The sequence below is a fragment of the Flavobacterium sp. RNTU_13 genome, assembly GCF_046614455.1.
GTDB lineage: Bacteria > Bacteroidota > Bacteroidia > Flavobacteriales > Flavobacteriaceae > Flavobacterium.
On the sequence record NZ_JBKJHB010000001.1, the window covers coordinates 582,610 to 602,533 of the forward strand.

14 protein-coding genes are annotated in these 19,924 nt (G+C 44.1%); 6 read left to right on the forward strand and 8 right to left on the reverse strand.

Annotated features, from left to right (window positions below; translation table 11 throughout):
* Nucleotides 1–3 precede the first annotated feature (3 nt).
* Complete coding sequence (gene rbfA, locus ACLI08_RS02670; protein WP_411426908.1) at nt 4–396, reverse strand: 30S ribosome-binding factor RbfA; 393 nt, start codon at nt 394–396, stop codon at nt 4–6.
* A gap of 168 nt (nt 397–564) precedes the next feature.
* On the opposite strand from rbfA, the gene ACLI08_RS02675 reads away from it, so the two are divergent.
* From ACLI08_RS02675 to mce, 3 genes are read left to right on the forward strand one after another with little or no spacing between them, the layout of a single operon-like run.
* Nucleotides 565–1,401: a sulfite exporter TauE/SafE family protein gene (locus ACLI08_RS02675; RefSeq protein ID WP_411426909.1), complete on the forward strand. Its 837-nt coding sequence runs from the start codon at nt 565–567 to the stop codon at nt 1,399–1,401.
* Nucleotides 1,401–1,796, forward strand: a complete 396-nt coding sequence (locus ACLI08_RS02680) for a DUF1634 domain-containing protein (protein ID WP_411426910.1) — start codon at nt 1,401–1,403, stop codon at nt 1,794–1,796. Before ACLI08_RS02675 ends, ACLI08_RS02680 begins: the two co-directional genes overlap by 1 nt.
* A gap of 19 nt (nt 1,797–1,815) precedes the next feature.
* Nucleotides 1,816–2,220 carry a methylmalonyl-CoA epimerase gene (gene mce, locus ACLI08_RS02685; RefSeq protein ID WP_411426911.1) on the forward strand — a complete coding sequence of 135 codons (405 nt, stop codon included), beginning with the start codon at nt 1,816–1,818 and terminating at the stop codon, nt 2,218–2,220.
* 110 nt (nt 2,221–2,330) lie between these two features.
* Here the strand turns inward: mce and ACLI08_RS02690 are convergent, their stop codons facing one another.
* The 6 genes from ACLI08_RS02690 to ACLI08_RS02715 form a co-directional block, all read right to left on the reverse strand.
* Complete coding sequence (locus tag ACLI08_RS02690; protein ID WP_411426912.1) at nt 2,331–5,057, reverse strand: T9SS type A sorting domain-containing protein; 2,727 nt, start codon at nt 5,055–5,057, stop codon at nt 2,331–2,333.
* A 143-nt stretch (nt 5,058–5,200) separates the two neighbouring features.
* Nucleotides 5,201–6,253, reverse strand: coding sequence for a thiamine-phosphate kinase (thiL, locus tag ACLI08_RS02695; protein ID WP_411426913.1), 1,053 nt, complete (start codon nt 6,251–6,253; stop codon nt 5,201–5,203).
* 188 nt (nt 6,254–6,441) lie between these two features.
* Nucleotides 6,442–7,203 (reverse strand): succinate dehydrogenase/fumarate reductase iron-sulfur subunit, encoded by a 762-nt coding sequence (locus ACLI08_RS02700; RefSeq protein WP_411426914.1) that lies wholly within the window; start codon nt 7,201–7,203, stop codon nt 6,442–6,444.
* A gap of 15 nt (nt 7,204–7,218) precedes the next feature.
* Nucleotides 7,219–9,228 (reverse strand): fumarate reductase/succinate dehydrogenase flavoprotein subunit, encoded by a 2,010-nt coding sequence (locus ACLI08_RS02705; RefSeq protein WP_411426915.1) that lies wholly within the window; start codon nt 9,226–9,228, stop codon nt 7,219–7,221.
* A gap of 15 nt (nt 9,229–9,243) precedes the next feature.
* Nucleotides 9,244–10,083 (reverse strand): succinate dehydrogenase cytochrome b subunit, encoded by an 840-nt coding sequence (locus tag ACLI08_RS02710; protein ID WP_411426916.1) that lies wholly within the window; start codon nt 10,081–10,083, stop codon nt 9,244–9,246.
* A 291-nt stretch (nt 10,084–10,374) separates the two neighbouring features.
* Nucleotides 10,375–11,226, reverse strand: a complete 852-nt coding sequence (locus ACLI08_RS02715; RefSeq protein WP_411426917.1) for a ChaN family lipoprotein — start codon at nt 11,224–11,226, stop codon at nt 10,375–10,377.
* Nucleotides 11,227–11,431: 205 nt separating this feature from the next.
* Here ACLI08_RS02715 and ACLI08_RS02720 point away from each other — a divergent pair, with 205 nt between their 5' ends.
* A complete protein-coding gene (locus tag ACLI08_RS02720; RefSeq protein WP_411426918.1) occupies nt 11,432–12,793 on the forward strand; it encodes a hydroxymethylglutaryl-CoA synthase family protein in 1,362 nt (453 codons plus the stop codon).
* Nucleotides 12,794–12,881: 88 nt separating this feature from the next.
* On the opposite strand, the gene ACLI08_RS02725 is transcribed toward ACLI08_RS02720, so the two are convergent.
* Nucleotides 12,882–15,743 carry a triple tyrosine motif-containing protein gene (locus ACLI08_RS02725; RefSeq protein WP_411426919.1) on the reverse strand — a complete coding sequence of 954 codons (2,862 nt, stop codon included), beginning with the start codon at nt 15,741–15,743 and terminating at the stop codon, nt 12,882–12,884.
* Between the two features lie 264 nt (nt 15,744–16,007).
* Here ACLI08_RS02725 and ACLI08_RS02730 point away from each other — a divergent pair, with 264 nt between their 5' ends.
* Complete coding sequence (locus ACLI08_RS02730; protein WP_411426920.1) at nt 16,008–17,429, forward strand: glycoside hydrolase family 30 protein; 1,422 nt, start codon at nt 16,008–16,010, stop codon at nt 17,427–17,429.
* Nucleotides 17,429–19,741, forward strand: coding sequence for a glycoside hydrolase family 3 N-terminal domain-containing protein (locus tag ACLI08_RS02735; protein WP_411426921.1), 2,313 nt, complete (start codon nt 17,429–17,431; stop codon nt 19,739–19,741). The genes ACLI08_RS02730 and ACLI08_RS02735 overlap by 1 nt, the downstream gene beginning before the upstream one ends.
* The last annotated feature ends 183 nt before the right edge of the window (nt 19,742–19,924 follow it).

Genomic DNA, 19,924 nt, shown 5'->3' on the forward strand with positions numbered 1-19,924 from the left:
GGTTTACATTTTTTTGCGTCGAACCAATAGTTCAGGGTTCTCAATAGGGTTATTAGCTCCCTTAAGCTCTTTATCAAGCACTTCTATCCTGTCTAGTGAGTCATCTATATAAAATACCAGGTTTGGCACCTTACGAAGCTGTAGCCTTACGCGCTGAGCAAGGTCGTGCTTTATAAGCGGCGCATTGCTTTTTACAGCGTTTAATATTTCGCCACCCCTTTCTGAAGGGAATACGCTAAGGTATACCTTTGCAATAGAAAGGTCTGTGGTAACTGCTACTTTAGATATAGATATAACAAGGTTGCTTACACCGTTCTTACGAATTTCGCCCTGTAGTATATCTACAAGGTCTTGTTGCAGCAACGCTCCTATTTTTTTCTGCCTATTTGTTTCCATTTTGCAAAAGTACTCAATTTATTGATAGCTTGTGCCAAATCCACTTAACGCGTTAGCACGGGCATAAATAGCCTCAAACTATATCAGATTAGCAACATTTAGCCCAAATTACCAAATATTTTATTTTTTAAGGCGTAAATTTACGCCTCATACAGAAAATTATTTGCCATGTCGGTACTTACATTTACCCTGATTATGCTGTTTGGCGCCTGGCTTGCAGGCTTTATTGGTTCGCTTTCGGGCCTGGGCGGCGGCATTATTATTATACCGCTGCTTACCATAGTGCTGGGGGTAGACATCCATTATGCCATTGGCACCGCGCTGGTATCGGTCATAGCAACATCGTCTGGCTCGGCGGCGGCCTACGTGCGCGAAGGCATTACTAACATGCGGCTGGGTATGTTCCTGGAAATCGCTACTACACTTGGCGCAGTGGGCGGCGCATTGATTTCGAGCGCGGCACCCGCTTCGGTCATTGCCATTATATTTGGGCTTACCCTCATTTTTTCGGCTATAAATTCGCTGCGCAAAAAATCAGAACACGTACTGCAAACCTCGAGCCCGCTGGCCGAAAAACTAGACCTGCCGGGCACCTACCCCGCACCGGACGGTACACCCGTACCCTACGGTGTAAAAAATGTTATAGGCGGATTCAGCATGATGGGCCTTGCCGGAATGATGTCTGGCCTTTTAGGCATAGGATCTGGGGCGTTTAAGGTAATAGCCATGGATAATATTATGCGTATACCGTTTAAGGTATCTACCACCACCAGTAATTTTATGATGGGTGTAACCGCCGTGGCCAGCTCAGTTATTTACATACAAAAAGGGTACATACAGCCTGCTATATGTATGCCTGTGGTAATAGGTGTGCTACTGGGCGCCTTAACCGGTGCAAGGGTACTTATTAAAGCCAACCCAAAAAAGCTTCGCCTGTTCTTTGCCTGCCTTATTATGGTACTGGCGCTAAACATGATTTATAACGGTATTAAAGGAAACATATAATGGAACACAAACACAACCTGAAACAGGAAAAGGATTTCCAAAAACTAATAGGCAACCTGCTGCGCTATGGCGTATGGCTGTCGCTAGCTGTGGCACTTAGCGGTGGTATTATCTACCTTACAGGCCATGCACAGGAAACTGTACACTATGACACCTTTACCGAAAATGACCGCAGTATTTTTGAGGTAGTTGCCGATGTGCTTTCGGGCGTTTCGCGTGCCGATGGCGTATCGGTTATTTTCCTGGGGGTACTGTTGCTGTTTCTTACCCCTGTGCTGCGTATGGTACTGTCGTTGTTTTCTTTTATAAAAGAAAAAGATACTAAGTACGTATGCATAACCCTGCTGGTTATGGGGATTATAGGCATGAGTATAGCCTTAGGATTTTCGCATTAACCCAAACCCAAAATAAATCATGAGAAAAATAGAGCACCTAGGCATAGCCGTAAAAAGCCTTGAAGTAAGCACTCCGCTTTTTGAAAAACTACTAAACACACCGTGTTATAAAACCGAAGAAGTAGCCAGCGAGGGCGTAAAAACCGCTTTCCTGCAAAATGGCCCTAATAAAATTGAATTACTGGAAGCCACGAATGCAGACAGCCCTATAGCCAAGTTTTTGGAAAAGAAAGGTGAAGGGATTCACCACATAGCTTTTGACGTGGAAGACGTTGTGGCTGAAATAGCCCGCCTTAAAGCAGAAGGTTTTACCGTACTTAACGAAACCCCTAAAAAAGGCGCCGATAATAAGCTGGTGGCGTTTCTGCACCCTAAAGGTACCAATGGCGTACTGATAGAGCTATGCCAGGAAGCGCCATTGTAGGTTTAAAATTTGTTTCAGGTTTAAAGTTTCAGGTTGCCACTCTGCTGAACCTGAAACTTTACCCGAGGCAATGCCGAACTGGAGAGGCAAACCTGAAACTAAAATAACAATTAGTTTTTCACTACAAGAAAACTCTTTGAAGCACCTTCAGAGTAAGCCCTTACCAGGTAGGTAGCCTGTTGCAACTGTTTCATATCTAAAACTGCAGTAACGGTGTTAAATACCTCTGCAGCTACTTTTTGTCCGTACAAAGTGTAAACTTCTATTCTTTCAATATTCCCCGCTGATACAATGTTAAGATTATCTTTTACAGGATTAGGATAATAGCTAATATGACTACTATAAACACTATTTATAGACAATACCACCTGCACTGTAACTGCTAATAGTTCCGATTCACAACCGTTTACAGTTTGACTGGCAAAATAGGTAGCTCCATTTGTAAGTTGCGTATCAGGCTCAAGCAGATTATAATTAGCATCGTACCATTTAATTTCTGCTCCCTCGACAACTAAGTCGGCAATGGTAGCATTTTCAGCCACATCTGTAGTTATTAACTGTACCGATTCACCGGAAGGAAGCGATGTTGTACAAAGTTCACCGGAAAAAACCTTCGCAACGCGGTCTCTTAAAACCCCGTTATAAGATATAAAGTTTCCTACAATCATTAGATTACCGTCTTCACTTACAGCTATTCCCTTTACATAAGAATTTACACCGGTTCCAGGATTAAACGTGGTATCAATACTACCATCTGCATTAATCCTAACCAAACCTTTCCTGGAAGTATTATTATATGACTCAAAATAACCGCCTAACATTATTTTGCCGTTAGGTAATAGGGTAACATTGTACACAAAAGGATTTGCACCGCTTGACCCCAAGCCCGGATTAAACGTTGCGTCATTAGAACCGTCAGGGTTAAGGCGAGTAATGCCACGTCGTTCGTTATTATCTGCCAGACTGTAAAGCCCAGCAGCCAAAATTTTTCCGTCGGGCTGTATGGCTATTGAGTAAATAGTACCGTTAAACCCGGAACCCACATTAAAACCGTTATCTATAGTACCATCCTGATTTAATTGCACTATCCTGTTTGCCGGTGCACCATTAAATTGCGTAAAAGAACCACCTATCAATATCTTTCCGTTACTAAGAACTTTAATAACATTTACAGTATTATTAGCGCCTAAGCCCGCTGTAAAAGTAGCATCTGGACTACCGTCGGGATTAAGGCGGACAATATGCCCTACGGCAACATCGTTAAAAGAAGTAAAAAGTCCGCCTACAATGATCTTCCCATCCGGATTTAGTGCGATAGCACTTATGGTATTATTAACCGAAGCAGGTACTAAAAAGCCCGCATCAAGTGTACCATTGGGATTAAGCCGTGCCAGCCTGCTGGCAGGTGTATCATTGTATTTGGTAAAACCTCCACCAATAATAATCTTCCCATCGGGTTGTGCACTTAAGGCAACAACAGAACCTAACACTCCACTTCCCGTAGTAAACGATGTATCTATAGTTCCATTTGCATCAATCTTTGCAATCCCTGTGGTCGATTTGCCGTTATAGGTGGTGAATGCCCCTCCAATAATAGCTTTATTGTTATCTACAGTAATAATAGTGTTTACTAAACTATCTGCCCCGGTTCCTTTATTAAAAGTGTAATCCAGACTACCCTCGGCTTCTATCCTTACAATATTTCTATGAGAAACTTTATTATAGGCATAGAAATTACCACCCAGTATAACTTTGCCGTCGGGTTGTACCACCAGGGTTAATACATCCAAATCTGGGCCTACACCATCATTAAATGCGGTATCTATACTGCCATCTGTATTTAGGCGTGCCAGAAAGTTAGGTCCATCTTCGAAGACGTGAAAAAACGAGCCGCCAACTAAGATTTTTCCGTTGTTTGTTAAAACAATCTTTTCTATTCTGCTTGTTAGCAAATAGGAAGCGTTAAAGGACGTATCTTCGCTACCATCTTCGTTAAAACGAAGAAGATTATCCTGTCCACCATCAGAAGCTGATCCGCCTACTAAAATCCTACCATCGGGCTGTACTGCTAAAGTACAAACATCATAATTAAGATATAGCCCTGTATTAAACGTAGTATCAAGCGTACCATTAGTATTAAGTCGTATAAAACGATTTATGTCCTGCTCGCCTATACCGGTAAACCAGCCGCCTACCAATATTTTACCATCAGCCTGTAAGTTTAAACATTTTACGTCGTTGTTTAGTAACAAACTGCTTCCAAAACCCTGATCGAGAGTGCCGCTACTGTTTATCCTTGCAATATGATTAACTGGCAAATCATTAAAAGTAGTAAAAGCTCCTCCTAAAATAATACTGCCATCCGGCAGAGCCAACACAGCTTTTACTTCGCCATTAGCACCTGTACCCGGGTTAAATGTCGAATCTAACGATCCATCAGCATTTAGGCGCACTATATTTCCGCAAGGCACTTCATTTACATAAGTAAAAGAACCCGCAACAAGTACTTTACCATCAGGTAACAGTACTATACTTTTTACCCATCCGTTTACGTTACCGGCAAACCCTCCATCTCTGCTTCCGTCTTCATTAACCCGTATCAGGGATGGGCAGTCAATGTTGTTGTAACCGCTAAAGCCTCCTCCTACAAGCACTTTGCCATCGGGTTGTAAAGCAATTGCGTGTACCGCTCTGGTTGTACCGGGAGCACCAGGAAATATGGCGTTTGAATTATTAAAATCAGCATCTAGCTGTCCAGGAGTTTGAGAAAAAGCGCTGAAAAAAGTTACAAACACGCAAAACACGGCAATCAGATTGCGTAATAATTTAGTTTTCATGGCAAATTGGTTTTTTATGGTTTTTAAAACAAGGCAGCTCACTACCTTACAGCACGAATTTAATCAACTGACACCAAACCACCAAAAAAAATAAGCAGCTAACCTTTTGGATAACTGCTTATTATAATACTACAAAAAAAGCACTATTCGTTTTCCTGAAGCGCATTCCATCCTCTTGATTTAAGCGGAATTTTAGTATTAGCGCGGGTAATAAGATGTATACCTTCGCTCTCCTGAGTGGTATGCCCTATAACCGTGAAGTTAGGATTACCTTTAATCTTGTCAAAATCTTCCATTTTAATGGTGAAGAGTAGCTCATAGTCTTCGCCACCGTTAATAGCAACCGTAGTAATATCTATATTAAACTCCTCGCAGGTATTAATAAGTTGCGGATCGGCAGGGATTTTCTCCTCATACAGGTTACACCCCACACCACTTTGTTTGCAAATATGTATAATTTCAGATGACAACCCGTCTGAAACATCAATCATGGCTGTAGGCGTTACGCCAAGTTCCTTAAGCATACCGCGCACATCGGTACGGGCTTCGGGCTTCAGCTGGCGCTCTATAAGATAATTATAGGCATCAAGGTCGGGTTGATTATTCGGGTTCACCTGAAACACCTGTTTTTCGCGTTCCAGCACCTGTAATCCCATATAGGCGGCACCTACATCTCCCGTTACCACAAGCAGGTCTGTAGCTCCCGCACCGTTACGGTATACAAGGTCTTCAGCATCGGCTTCACCAATTGCCGTAACACTAATAATAAGCCCTTTTTGAGACGAAGTAGTGTCGCCACCTACTATGTCTACTTTATAAATTTTTGCTGCGAGCTTAATACCCTCGTAAAGCTCATCTAAAGCCTCCACAGGGAAACGGTTGCTCACCGCGAGTGAAACGGTGATCTGCGTAGGTTTGGCATTCATGGCGGCAATATCGCTAAGGTTTACCACCACCGCTTTGTAACCCAAATGCTTTAACGGCATGTAAGCCAAATCAAAGTGTACTCCTTCTACAAGCAAATCTGTACTGACTACCACTTTTTTGTCTTTAAAATCAAGTACAGCAGCATCATCGCCTATACCTTTAAGGGTAGAGGGTTGTGTAATTTCAATATTCGCTGTAAGGTGTTCTATAAGGCCAAATTCGCCCAGCGTACCCAGATTGGTGCGCTGCTGGTTTTTATCTTCTATCATTTTCTTGAGTTTCTGAGTTTCTTAGCTACTGAGTAACTGAGCAGCAAAGTTACGAAGATTTCCTGTAGCGACGCATCACATGCGTCTTCCGCATAAAATGGATGCCACACGCATGCAATACATCCTTACAAAAACAAAAACGCGCCCCAACCGGAGCGCGTTTTGTATATAATAAAAGCGGTGAGCTATTATTTAAGGCTTGCAAAAAGATATTCCCTGTTCATACGGGCTATGTTTTCAAGCGAAATACCTTTAGGGCATTCTACTTCACAAGCACCGGTATTAGTACAGTTACCAAATCCTTCTTCATCCATTTGGCGTACCATGTTAAGCACACGCTGCGTAGCCTCTACTTTACCTTGCGGCAGTAGTGCATACTGAGATACCTTAGCACCTACAAACAGCATGGCCGAACCGTTTTTACAAGTAGCCACACAAGCACCACAACCTATACATGCAGCCGCTTCAAAAGCGCGGTCTGCATCGTGCTTAGGCACCGGGGTAGCGTTAGCGTCTATAGTACGACCAGAAGTATTTACAGAAACGAAACCACCGGCTTGCTGAATACGGTCGAACGCAGAACGGTCTACCATAAGGTCTTTAATTACCGGGAACGCCTTACTCCTCCATGGTTCTATGTAAATGGTATCGCCATCTTTAAACGAACGCATGTGCAGCTGGCAGGTAGTTACCTGGTGTGCCGGGCCGTGTGCCTGGCCGTTGATATAAAGCGAACACATACCGCAAATACCCTCGCGGCAGTCGTGGTCAAAAGCTACCGGCTCCTGCCTGTTGTTGATTAGCTGTTCGTTAAGCTGATCAAGCATTTCTAGGAATGAGCTATCGGTAGAAACATCATTAAGTTTATATGTTTCAATGCTGCCTTTAGCTTTAGCGTTTTTTTGGCGCCAAATCTTAAGGGTTATATTTATATTTTTAGAAGAAGCCATATCTTTAATAATTTTTTATTTGTAATTCCTGGCTGCGATTTTAATGTACTCGTAGTTCAGCACCTCTTTATGAAGCACTTCGCTGTTAATGTCGTACCCCTGGTACTCCCATGCACTAACGAAGTTAAAGTTTTCATCATCACGAAGTGTTTCACCTTCAGCATCCTGGTACTCTTCACGGAAGTGACCACCACATGATTCGTTACGTTGTAGTGCGTCGCGCGCCATAAGCTGGCCCAGGTCTATAAAGTCGGCTACACGGATAGCTTTTTCAAGCTCAGTGTTCAGCTCATCTGCAGAACCCGGTACGTATACGTTTTTATAGAAATCTTCCTTAAGCGCAGCAATCTCCGCAATCGCTTCGTTAAGGCCTTTCTCGTTACGCGCCATACCCACCTTGTTCCACATAATGTGGCCAAGTGCTTTGTGGAATGAATCTACAGACTTGTTACCGTTGTTATTAAGGAATCCGTCTATTTGTGCTTTTACAGCAGCTTCAGCCTCATCAAACTCTGCGGTATTGGTAGCAATTTTACCGGTACGGATTTCATTGGCAAGATAGTCAGATACAGTGTAAGGCAGTACAAAGTAACCATCGGCCAAGCCCTGCATTAGCGCCGAAGCACCAAGGCGGTTAGCACCGTGGTCAGAGAAGTTAGCCTCACCGGCTACGAAACAGCCCGGTATGGTACTCTGCAGGTTATAATCTACCCATACGCCACCCATAGTGTAGTGTACCGCAGGGTAAATCTTCATTGGTACTTCATACGGGTTTTCAGCGGTAATTTGCTGGTACATTTGGAAAAGGTTACCATATTTCTCCTCTATCCACGCCTTACCAAGCTTTACAATTTCCTGCTCAGAAGGATTGTGGTTACCCTGCGCATAAGCCGCCTGACGGCCTTTGTTTATAATTTCTGAAGAGAAATCAAGGTAAACACCTTCCTGGGTATCGTTGTTCTCTATACCGAAACCGGCATCACAACGCTCCTTAGCAGCACGCGAAGCAACGTCGCGCGGTACAAGGTTACCAAATGCAGGGTATCTCCTTTCAAGGAAATAATCTCTGTCTTCCTCTTTAATATCTGTAGCCTTAAGCCTTCCTTCGCGGATGGCCTGCGCATCTTCAAGTTTTTTAGGAACCCATATACGGCCTGAGTTACGAAGCGACTCAGACATAAGGGTTAGTTTACTCTGGTTAGTGCCGTGTACCGGGATACAGGTAGGGTGAATTTGCACAAAACACGGGTTAGCAAAGTAAGCGCCCCTTTTGTGTATTTTCCAGCCGGCAGTAACGTTACTACCCATAGCGTTTGTAGAAAGGAAGTATACGTTACCGTAACCACCTGAAGCTATGATAACCGCGTGAGCCGAATGTCTTTCAAGCTCTCCGGTAACCAGGTTACGTGCAATAATACCACGTGCTTTGCCGTCTACTTTTACAAGATCCAGCATTTCGTGGCGGTGGAACATTTTTACACGGCCAAGGCCTATTTGCCTTGATAGTGCAGAATATGCACCCAGTAGCAGCTGTTGTCCGGTTTGACCCGCAGCATAGAAGGTACGCTGTACCTGAGTACCACCAAACGAACGGTTGTCCAGCATTCCGCCGTAATCACGTGCAAAAGGAACACCCTGAGCCACACACTGGTCTATAATATTTACAGACACCTCTGCAAGGCGGTGTACGTTTGCCTCACGGGCACGGTAGTCGCCACCTTTAATGGTATCATAAAACAGCCTGTAAACGCTGTCGCCGTCATTTTGGTAGTTTTTAGCAGCGTTAATACCACCCTGTGCAGCAATAGAGTGCGCACGGCGTGGAGAATCCTGAAAACAGAACGCCTTAACGTTGTAGCCCATTTCGCCAAGCGAAGCGGCTGCCGAAGCACCGGCAAGACCGGTACCTACTACTATTATGTCAATCTTTGGCCTGTTGTTTGGGGCAACAAGTTTAAGATGGTCTTTATATTTGGTCCATTTTACGGAGATATCCCCCGCTGGTATCTTAGAATCTAACTTCATATCGGCAGACGTTGATTATTTTAATATGAAATGAATATATAACGGTATAATAGCAAAAGCCGCCGGAACAACTATTGCAAACGCATAACCGAATTTCTTAATAAAACCGTTGTACTTAGGATTGTTTAAACCTAACGACTGGAAAGCACTGCTAAAACCGTGGTGAAGGTGCAGACCCAGCGTTATCATGGCTATAACATACAGTATGGTAGCTACAAGACCTATTTTAGGATCTTTAAAAAACGCTATGGTAATTTTGTAAAGGTCTTTATATAAGTCAGCTACTTTAAGTTTGTTATCTACACGGATTACTTCTGTCCTGTTTTTAATTTGTATCATACCCTGGTCCTTAAGCGTTACCGGAAGGTAGTTACCGTTTGTAGTAACATACAGCTCCTGCTTTTGGCCCATTTGCTCTACCGTAATGGTTTGCAGTGGCATGTTTTCATCAAAATGCATCTTTGCCCAGAAGTTAACCATATGCGTTACAATAAACACAAGGATAATGGTACCCAGTACCGCCATGTTTCTTGATGTCCAGGCTGAGTTTTTAGACGGGGCGTTCATAGCATACTTAACCGGCCTTGCCTTTTGGTTCTGGATGGTAAGCGCTATACCATCTATAGCATGGAATAGGATAGAGAAGTACGTAAGATACGATAAGATTTTCACTGCCGGGTTTGTGGTCATGAAAAGCGCGTATTGGTTAAAGTGCAACGCAGCATCCTCGCTGGTAGAAAGCAGCTGTAAATTACCCAATAAGTGCCCTACAAGAAACAGGCAGAGAAATAAACCTGTTAAAGCCATCCAGTATTTTTTCGCTATGGAAGACTTCAAAAATGCAGATTTTGCCATAATGTTTGTTTAAAAGTATAAGGTTTTTAAAAAAATCAAACAAAAATACTGCTAAATACTTTTTACCACAACCTCTAAACAATAATTTATAATCAATTTAAAGTAGGTTTTTTTCTAAAAAAATACCCATATTAATTTCACTTTACATTATTTTAAACCAAAATTACTGCATTATTTTCAACATTATAACACTTGGCAGCAAACACACGTGCATACCGTTATTAACTACATCGATTTAGCATTGTTAATAACACCGCCCGCAACGGCTATATTTAGCAAAATTACTATACACTAGTAGGTTTTTGTAACGTCTTCGTCTACCACCAGTATAAAGTCGGCCTTACCCCTACTTTCCGCATCCAGGAGTAACAACTCCTTTTGAGAAACCGCCGCTATAGTAACCACACGCAAACCCAGTTTATACTGTTTAAGATACCAGCTTATTCCCTCAAAGTTATCGCTGTGGTAGGTACCGTTATAATGGATAAAAGTACTGCCGGCCTTTAGGTTTTGCGTTATAAACCACGCCATAGTAGCGTCTTTTATCGCCTGCGCCTTTGGCAGGTTATCGCCGCCGTGGCCACCGCTCATTCCCAGCATGGCCTTGTAACCCGGCAGGTTAGCATCGTACGGTATGGGTAGCGGGGCTATCCATTGTTTTTCGTCAACGGTAAGCGCTGTTAATGATTCTAATCCTTTACGGTACACCTGGCTGGCGTATTTACGCGGAACATTAGTAGCTATAAAAGGTATTTTATGCGCCTTCGCAAAATCCACAAGGGGTTTGTAATCGGTTTTATGATTAGGCCAAAGCCTTGCCAGGCTATCAAGCTGCTTTTGTTCTATCTCACCCGAAAGATAGCGGTTCAGCACCGCCTGGTTATCAGCCTCTATCATCTCGGCACCCAACACTAATGGGCGCTGTTGCTGCACATCGGCAGCAAGCTCATATTCCAGCCAATGGATAAGGCTGTTGTCATGCAGCTCGCCAAACAAAACCACATCGGCCTTTACTGCCGCCTTAAGCAATTCTTTGTATGTGGTTTTCTTTCCCTTTACCGTAAACAGCTGATAACCTTGTTTATCCTGCGCGTTTAGCAGCAACGCGCAAACCATTAAACCCAGCGTAAATATCTTTCTCATATTATTAATAATGATTATAAATAAAGTTGCCGCAGCACATATATTTTACCAATAAAAGGCAATGTTGCTCAAAATTTTAAAGATAGCAAAATTTTAACCCGAAAACTGCCCACGCCTTCGCAATAATGGTATTTAGCATTTGTGTAACCCACGGCGGTACGTGCAAAATAAGTAAATTTGCAGTTCTTCAAAACCTAACGCAATAATGAACACAGGAATTGATGCTATTGCATACGACATTGCCAAAATACATTTGCCTATAAAAGACCTTGCCAATGCAAGGAACATAGACCCTGATAAGCTGGAAAAAGGTTTGGGACTTATAAAAATGACCCTGCCCGACGCCCACCAGGACGCTGTAGTGTTTGGTGCTAATGCCCTTACCCGCCTTATAGACGACAATCACTTAAATCCTGCCGATATTGCCCGGATTTATGTAGGTACCGAAAGCGGCATAGACAACTCGAAGCCCATAGCGTCTTTTATAGTGGCGTTAATGGAACAAAAATACGGGCACAATACGTTTTTACACTGCGATGCCGTAGACCTTACCTTTGCCTGTATAGGCGCGGTAGATGCACTGCAAAACTGCCTGGATTTTGTTCGGCTTAACCCGAATAAAAAAGCAGTGGTTATAGCCAGCGATATTGCTAAGTACGACCTTGAAAGCACCGGCGAATACACCCAGGGCGCGGGTGCTGTAGCACTACTGGTTAGTGCCAACCCCAGGATTATAGCCATAGATAACAACTGGGCGGTAAGTACACGCGGGGTATTCGACTTTTTTAAGCCGTACCGAACGCTTGCCAAAAAAGACATTACTAACATTGAGGCAAACGAACCTTGGTTTGGCAACCTTGAGGCGCATATAGAAATACACAAAGACCAACCGGTTTTTGATGGCCAATACAGCAACACAGTATACACAGAACGTACCCGTGAGGCGTATTTTTCATTCAAAAAACTAAGCAATATACAAGGTTCGTTATACGATACGTGGGAGGGTATTATTATGCACCTGCCGTATGCTTATCAGGGGCGCCGAATGTTCTCTGAAATTTTTGCGCTGGATGCTGCTACCCCATTGCTTACCGGTAATGAGGAGGCAGCCGACTTTGCTAACCGCGTTAAAGAAATCAGCAAAAGTGAGGAGTATAAAGCATTTGTTGCCCAAAAGCTGCAACCTGCCGAACCGGCTTCGTCATTAATAGGTAACCTGTATACGGGTTCTATTTTTATGGGGCTGCTGAGTGCTTTAGTGGTTAAAGCAGAGCAGGGCACCGACCTTGAAGGTAAGAAGTTTGGTTTCCTGGCGTATGGTAGTGGCTCTAAGAGTAAGGCATTCCAGGGAACATTGCAAAGCGGATGGAAAGCTGCCGCAGAAAACGCACGCCTGTTTGAAACCCTGGCAGCAAGCACCGTGATTGACTTTGAAACCTATAACAAACTCCATAAAAAAGAGCAGCACTACAGCGTAGTGGCTCCTGTAAATGAGTGGGTTTTAGATAAAATAGAAACCGAATTACCTAACCTTACCGGTGCCCGCTACTATCGTTGGGCAGAGTAATTAGGGTTATCCGTTAATTCGGTTATTTGGTAATCCGAAAAAAGCCCGGGCTATAAAATTAGTCCGGGCTTTTTTATTTTACTACTAGTCACGATGTACCTTCCTCTACAATCCCCTCTAAAAAAGCCGAGAAGTTATCCTCATTAGCCACATTAAGCTTTTTTCGAATGCGGTACCGGGCATTTTCCACCCCCCTAAGCGATATACCCAGCAACGGGGCGATTTCCTTATTGCTAAGGTTCATCTTTACAAAGGCACACAGGCGCAGTTCTCGCTGTGTAAGTGTGGGGTTCAGCTGCTTTAACTTCTCAAAGAAGTTATGGTGTACCTTTTCAAAATGCACATCAAACACTTCCATATACTCCTCGCCTATCCTGTGCCGGTTCAGTTTTTGGAACATCTCCAGCAACTTCTTACGCGATTCTTCGTTGCGCAGGTATTCCTTCAGTTCCTTAAGGTCATCGGTAATTTCGGCAAAAAAATCCTTTTTCTGTACCAGCAACATGGTGTAATTGGCAAGTTCCTTACTCTTATTAATAACATCTTCTTCCAGCTGGGCTTTATCGCGTATTACCGCCTCTTTATCGCGTTGCAGCTTTAGTTGTTCCAGCTCCAGTTCCAGCAGTCGCTTGCTGCGTTCGGCCTCGCGGGTACTCTTTACTTTTTCGTAGCGTATGCGCCTTTTTACGAGCAAACGTATACCAAATACCGCCGATATACCGAGCAAAGCATAGCAAATGTAAGCCAGGGTAGTTTCGTACCAACGCGGCAGTACTGTAAAGGTGTAGCGCGCCTCTGCCCCGGCAATGCCTGCGGTGTTACGGCTGCGTACTTTAAAGGTATAGGTGCCCGGGCGCAGATGGGTATATTCTTTATAAGGTTCGTTTTGCCACGGGCTCCACTCCGTATCGTTATTTTCTAAAAAATAACTATACTGCACATCTGTACCATGCGGCATTTTAGGCGAAGCAAAATCAATACGTATAATATCCGTACGGTTAGGCAATGCCACCGGAGCATCGGTAGTGGTTAGCGACACAAGTTCCTGCTTACGGTTCCTGAAAAAAGACACAGCGGTAATCTGGGTAGCCACCGCCTCTGATGGCGGGGCGCTCTTTAAATTGTAAAGAAACAAACCGTTTGTAGTGCCAAACAACATCCGGTCGCCGGGCAGCCCCACAAGGCATTCCATACCGCGGTTAAAGGTACCTTTAAGATTAAGGAACAACTCTTTTTCTATACTATTACCTGCAAAATAACCAGCTTCATCGTCCTGAACAAACCAGGTACGCCCGCCATACTGCAATAGCTTTCGGGTATTTTTACCGGCATCCAGGATTTTATTCAGTGGCTCAAACGGATGAAAACGGCCCGTATGCGGATTAAACGTATAAATACCTGTATTGGTAGTAAATACCACCGTACCATTCCACCTGAAAACATTAACGTTGAGCGGATTTTTCAGTCCGTTTTTATTGGTAAACTGGTCTACGGAGCTCACCCTGGTGTACGTAGCATCAATACGAACGCGGTACACACCCTGGTAGCCATGGCATATCCAGTAGGTATCCGGTTCATCGGCCGGCAATATGTCGCGCGCTGATTCATTAAACCCTTCTATTTTGTGCCGAATTAACCACTGCCCTGCGGTTTCTTCAACAAGATACAACCCGTTGTATTGAGAAGCAAGATACCAACCCCTGCGCCCGTTTACCGGAATAATTTTCCAAAAACCCGAAGCCCCTTCTACCCTTGTGGCAGTGTTATCATTTATGGTATACAGGCCGGTATCGGCAGCAGCAATTACGGTGGTGTTTAGTTTTTGAACGCTCCACACCTGGCCCTGCACACCGGGCACTTTTACAAAATCAGGCTGTAACCCCACTGCGCCAGATGTGTATACACCCTGCGTTGTAGCTATATAGATGCGGTTATCTGCAACGAGTGCATCGTATACCGATGCTTTATTAAACAACAACCGGTATGGTGACCTAAAATCAGCGTAGGCAAGGCCGTTGTTTTGCAATATCCATATATTGCCATCGGCTACACGGTATAAACGCTGTATTACTTCATTTCTCAACCCGCTAAACATGGGTGAGTTTCGCGTAACCTCTCCCTTTATGTTTATCGTTACAATACCGGAATCCACACTGCCTATATAAATACTGCCATCGCGGTTTTTTAGTGCCGATGTAGCCCGCCCCGGATAGTCTGAATCAAAAAACCGGTTCATAAGCAACATTTTGCCCGTAGCCAGCTCACCCATATACAACCCGCCCTGCACGGTTACTACCCATATTACCCCTGGCCGTTCGCCCGGCAATATTTCGGCAACATTTTCATTGTTATACGCCGCCGCAGAAAACACCATCATAAGCGTATTGCTCATGGGCTGCAGGGTAAGTATACCCCTGCCATTTTCCTCAACATAGTAATTACCACCCACCACACCAGAGTATGTAAACGTAGTAGACGCCGGAATGCGTGTAGCGGTTTTACCGGCTGTAACCATGATTTCGCCATAGGCACGGTACAGCATACGGTTGTCTGCATACTGTATATCCCACACGTTTTCTATGTTCTCCCGTGCACCGGCTATGTCTTTCATCAATGATTTATAGGAATATTCACCCGTAGGTTTGCGGTACACCAGTCCGGCCTCGTCATACCCGCCCGCATAAATTTGCCCACCCTGGCCTTTGGCCAGGCTGCGCACAGAGGAGTTGTTAGGCAGTACTACCTTATGCCAGTGCTCACCATCGTATACCAGTACACCGTCATTATTACCAAAAAAAAGTGTACCATCATTTCCTTCGCACATAGCCCAGAACTGGCTGTCGGCCTCAAAGTCTGACTTAGTAAACTGATGAATTTTAAGGTTTTCCTGTGCAAGGGTAAAAACCGGCAAAAGCAGGAGTACAAGCTTAAAAAGAAATTTATTTATCACGGATAACGAAAAGCTTATTTTACGAAAACGTTGTAATTAATATCTATAACAGGTGGTAAAAATAATTTAATTTTTATAAAAGTGTATATTTTTATTTTAGTTAATTTTTTGAAAATAAATTTTTTACAAAAAATAACGAATTAAAAACGTACACGGTTTGTGTAATGATGTAAGCAAAGTGTAGTGTGATTTTTTTGCTAACGAAAACGACTTCTTACTTTTGGCAATGTGATACGGTTAGCGTATTCACCCAATTTCAACTTTATGCAATACCTTGTTAAAAGAACGATTTTTTTAACTGCCGCCGGAGCTGTGTGCGCCATGCTTGTGAGTGCATGCGCAGGCTCGGGCAGCGCAGTTAAAAGTACTACAGTACCGGCTTACGTAACCATGCCCGATAAGTCGGCACTACTACAGTTGCAGCACACCTCGCCTGCCCCACAAGCGAGCCATGCACAGCTGGTTATAGACACCAATGACACTTACCAAACCATGGATGGTTTTGGGTACACCCTTACCGGCGGCAGCGCACTGCATATTATGCGTATGAGCAGTGCGGCGCGCGCTACCTTGCTACAAGAACTTTTTGGTAATGGGCCGGAAGGTATTGGTGTTAGTTTCCTGCGCATAAGCATTGGCGCATCTGATTTAGATGAGCTTGTTTTTTCTTATGATGATATGCCTGCGGGTAAAACAGACCCCGAGCTGAAAAATTTCAGCCTTGGCTATGATCAAAAATACCTTATACCGCTGCTTAAACAAATACTGGCCATAAACCCGAAAATGAAAATACTGGGGTCGCCCTGGTCTCCTCCGGCATGGATGAAGACTAATAACGACACCCGTGGCGGCAGCCTTAAAACAGAATACTACCCGGTGTATGCCAATTACCTGGTAAAGTATTTACAGGAAATGAAAAAAGAGGGCATAGATTTATATGCCATAACCATACAAAACGAACCATTACATCCCGGTAATAACCCCAGTTTATTAATGCCTGCAAACGCCCAAAAGGAGTTTGTAAGGGATCATCTGGGGGCAGCCTTTTCCAAAAACAATATCCAAACCCGGATCATTATTTATGACCACAACGCCGACAGGTATGATTACCCCATCAGCATACTGGATGACCCCAAGGCCGCACAGTACATAGATGGTTCAGCTTTTCACCTGTATGGTGGCGAGGTTAGTGCCATAAGTAAGGTCCACAATGCCCACCCGGAGAAAAACTTGTATTTTACAGAGCAATGGGTGGGCGCACCGGGAGATTTTGCCAAAGAGATGTCCTGGCATACCGAAAACCTGATTATAGGTGCTCCGCGCAACTGGTGTAAAACCGTACTGGAGTGGAATCTTGCCGCAGATGCCGAACAGCAACCCCATACCGACAGGGGCGGTTGTGTAGGTTGCATGGGCGCGGTAACCATAACCGGAAACGATTACAAACGCGAACCGGCCTATTACATAATAGCACAGGCCAGCAAGTTTGTACCCGCAGGATCTGTACGCGTAGGGTCTAACCTTTTAGATGGATTGCCTAACGTAGCCTATAAAACACCTGACGGGAAAACGGTGGCTATTGTACAAAATACATCGGGCGCAGAAAAAACGGTAGACATAACCAGCGGTAACCGCAAAACAACAATAACTCTTAAAGCGGGCGGCATAGCTACCCTTGTATTGTAATGAAATTTATTTCTAAAAACTTAGCTACAGGCGTTTTCTCTCTTGCCGCGCTTATAGCACAGGCACAGCAAAAACAGGCAGACATCGACAAAAAAGTTGAGGCGCTTATCAGTAAAATGACCATTGAGGAAAAAGTGGGTCAAATGGCACAGGTAACCCTTGATGTTATAGGCAAAGGCGGTAACCGCTACGCAGCAGCACAGCCGTTTCAGCTTGATCCTGCAAAGATGAACGACTTATTTGCAAAGTATCACATTGGTTCAGTACTTAATACCTCAGCAAACACCGCGCTTACCACTAAACGCTGGTATGAGGTAATTAGCGAAATCCAAAAGACATCGCTTAAAACAGACCGTAACAAAATACCTGTTTTGTATGGCGTAGACGAAATACACGGTGCCACCTATACCGATGGTGCTACTATGTTTCCGCAGCAAATAGCGCAGGGCGCCGCACGTAACCCTAAGTATACAGAACTGGGTGCTGCCATAACAGCTTACGAAACCCGCGCCAGCAATATCCCCTGGACGTTTAGCCCGGTGCTTGATTTAGGGCTGGATCCACGTTTTAGCCGTATGTGGGAAAGCTTTGGCGAAGACCCTTACTTGTGTTCTGTTCTTGGCGCTGCCATTATAGACGGGTACGAGGGTAAAGACAACAACATAGCCGATCCGTACAAAATAGCCAGCTGTATGAAGCATTTCCTGGGCTACCATGCTACCATAAGCGGAAAAGACCGTACGCCAAGCTATATAAGCATAGACGCACTGCGCGAATACCACCTGCCATCGTTTAAAGCAGCGATAGACGCCGGTTCGCATACTATTATGATAAATTCGGGCATTATCAACGGGGTTCCGGTGCATGCCAACTATGATATCCTTACCAAATTACTTAAAGAAGAGCTGGGCTTTAAAGGCCTGGTGGTTACAGACTGGGCAGACATAGAAAACCTGCACAGGCGCGACCGCGTGGCTGCAACCGATAAAGAAGCCATAATGCTGGCCATAAATGCCGGTATAGACATGAGCATGATTCCGTATAACTATGAGGTTTTTTGTGATAATTTAACCGCCCTGGTTAAGGAAGGCAAGGTAACAGAGGAAAGGATAAACGACGCCGTGCGCAGGATACTTAAAGTAAAGTATGCACTGAACCTTTTTGAAAAACCGAATACCCACTACAAAGACTACCCGAAATTTGGCAGTAAAGAACATGAAAAAGCAGCCTATGACATGGCTGCAGAAGCCATAACCCTGCTGAAAAACGAAGGGAATGTACTCCCGCTAAAAAAGACTACAAAGGTATTAGTTACCGGACCCAACGCTAACAGCATGCGTACCCTTAACGGTGCGTGGACGTACAGCTGGCAGGGCGACCGCGTAGAACTTCATGCTGCTAAATACAATACCATACTTGAGGCGGTGCAAAATGAAATAGGCAAACAAAACGTAACCTATGTTCCGGGTGTTAGCTATAAGATGGATGGCCACTACTACGATGAGTATGCCGATAAAATGGATGAGGCTGTGGCTGCTGCCAAAAACGCCGATGTAGTGCTGCTTTGCCTTGGCGAAAACAGTTACACCGAAAAACCGGGCGACATGAACGACCTGTACATGAGCGACCTGCAAACAGAACTGGCTCAGAAAATTGCCGCTACCGGAAAAACGGTTATTCTTATACTTAATGAAGGAAGGCCAAGGGTAATAAGCAAATTTGAGCAGCAGATGAAAGGTATTGTACAAACCTACCTGCCGGGCAACTTTGGCGGCGATGCGCTTGCCGATGTACTTTTTGGCGATGTTAACCCAAGTGGTAAACTACCCTACACCTACCCACGCTACCCTAACGCTACCATTGGCTACATACACAAGCCAAGCGAGGAGCAAAAGAAAGCCGAAGGCGTGTACAACTATGAGGCTGACTATAACCCGCAATACCTTTTTGGGCACGGGCTTAGCTACACAACCTTTGAATATAAAGACCTTAAATTAGACAAAAACGCCATTAAAAAAGGTGAAAACATACAAGTAAGCGTTACTGTAACCAATACCGGTAAAGTAACCGGTAAAGAGGTGGTGCACCTGTTTACGAGCGACTTGTATGCCAGCAGCGTAACGCCGGATGTAAAACGCCTGCGTCGCTTTGAAAAAATAGAACTGAAACCGGGCGAAAGCAAAACTGTAAGTTTTACACTAAACCCGGCCGACCTTAGCTACATAGGCCGTAATGGCGAAACGCTGCTTGAAGCAGGCGATTTTGAGATAGCTATAGACAAGCTAAAGGCGCAGTTTTCAATGACAGAATGATAATGTTTTTATCATAAATTAGAGTTTTAGGTTAGTACTTCGCAAAGGCCGGCAGTTTTTTATAAACTGTCGGCTTTTATTTTTTTACACTCTTAAGTAACGACACTCTGACTATACCTTAAAAAAATCGGTAGTTAAATGACTTTGTTTAAGAAAAATTCATCAAATTCGTGTAAAATTACA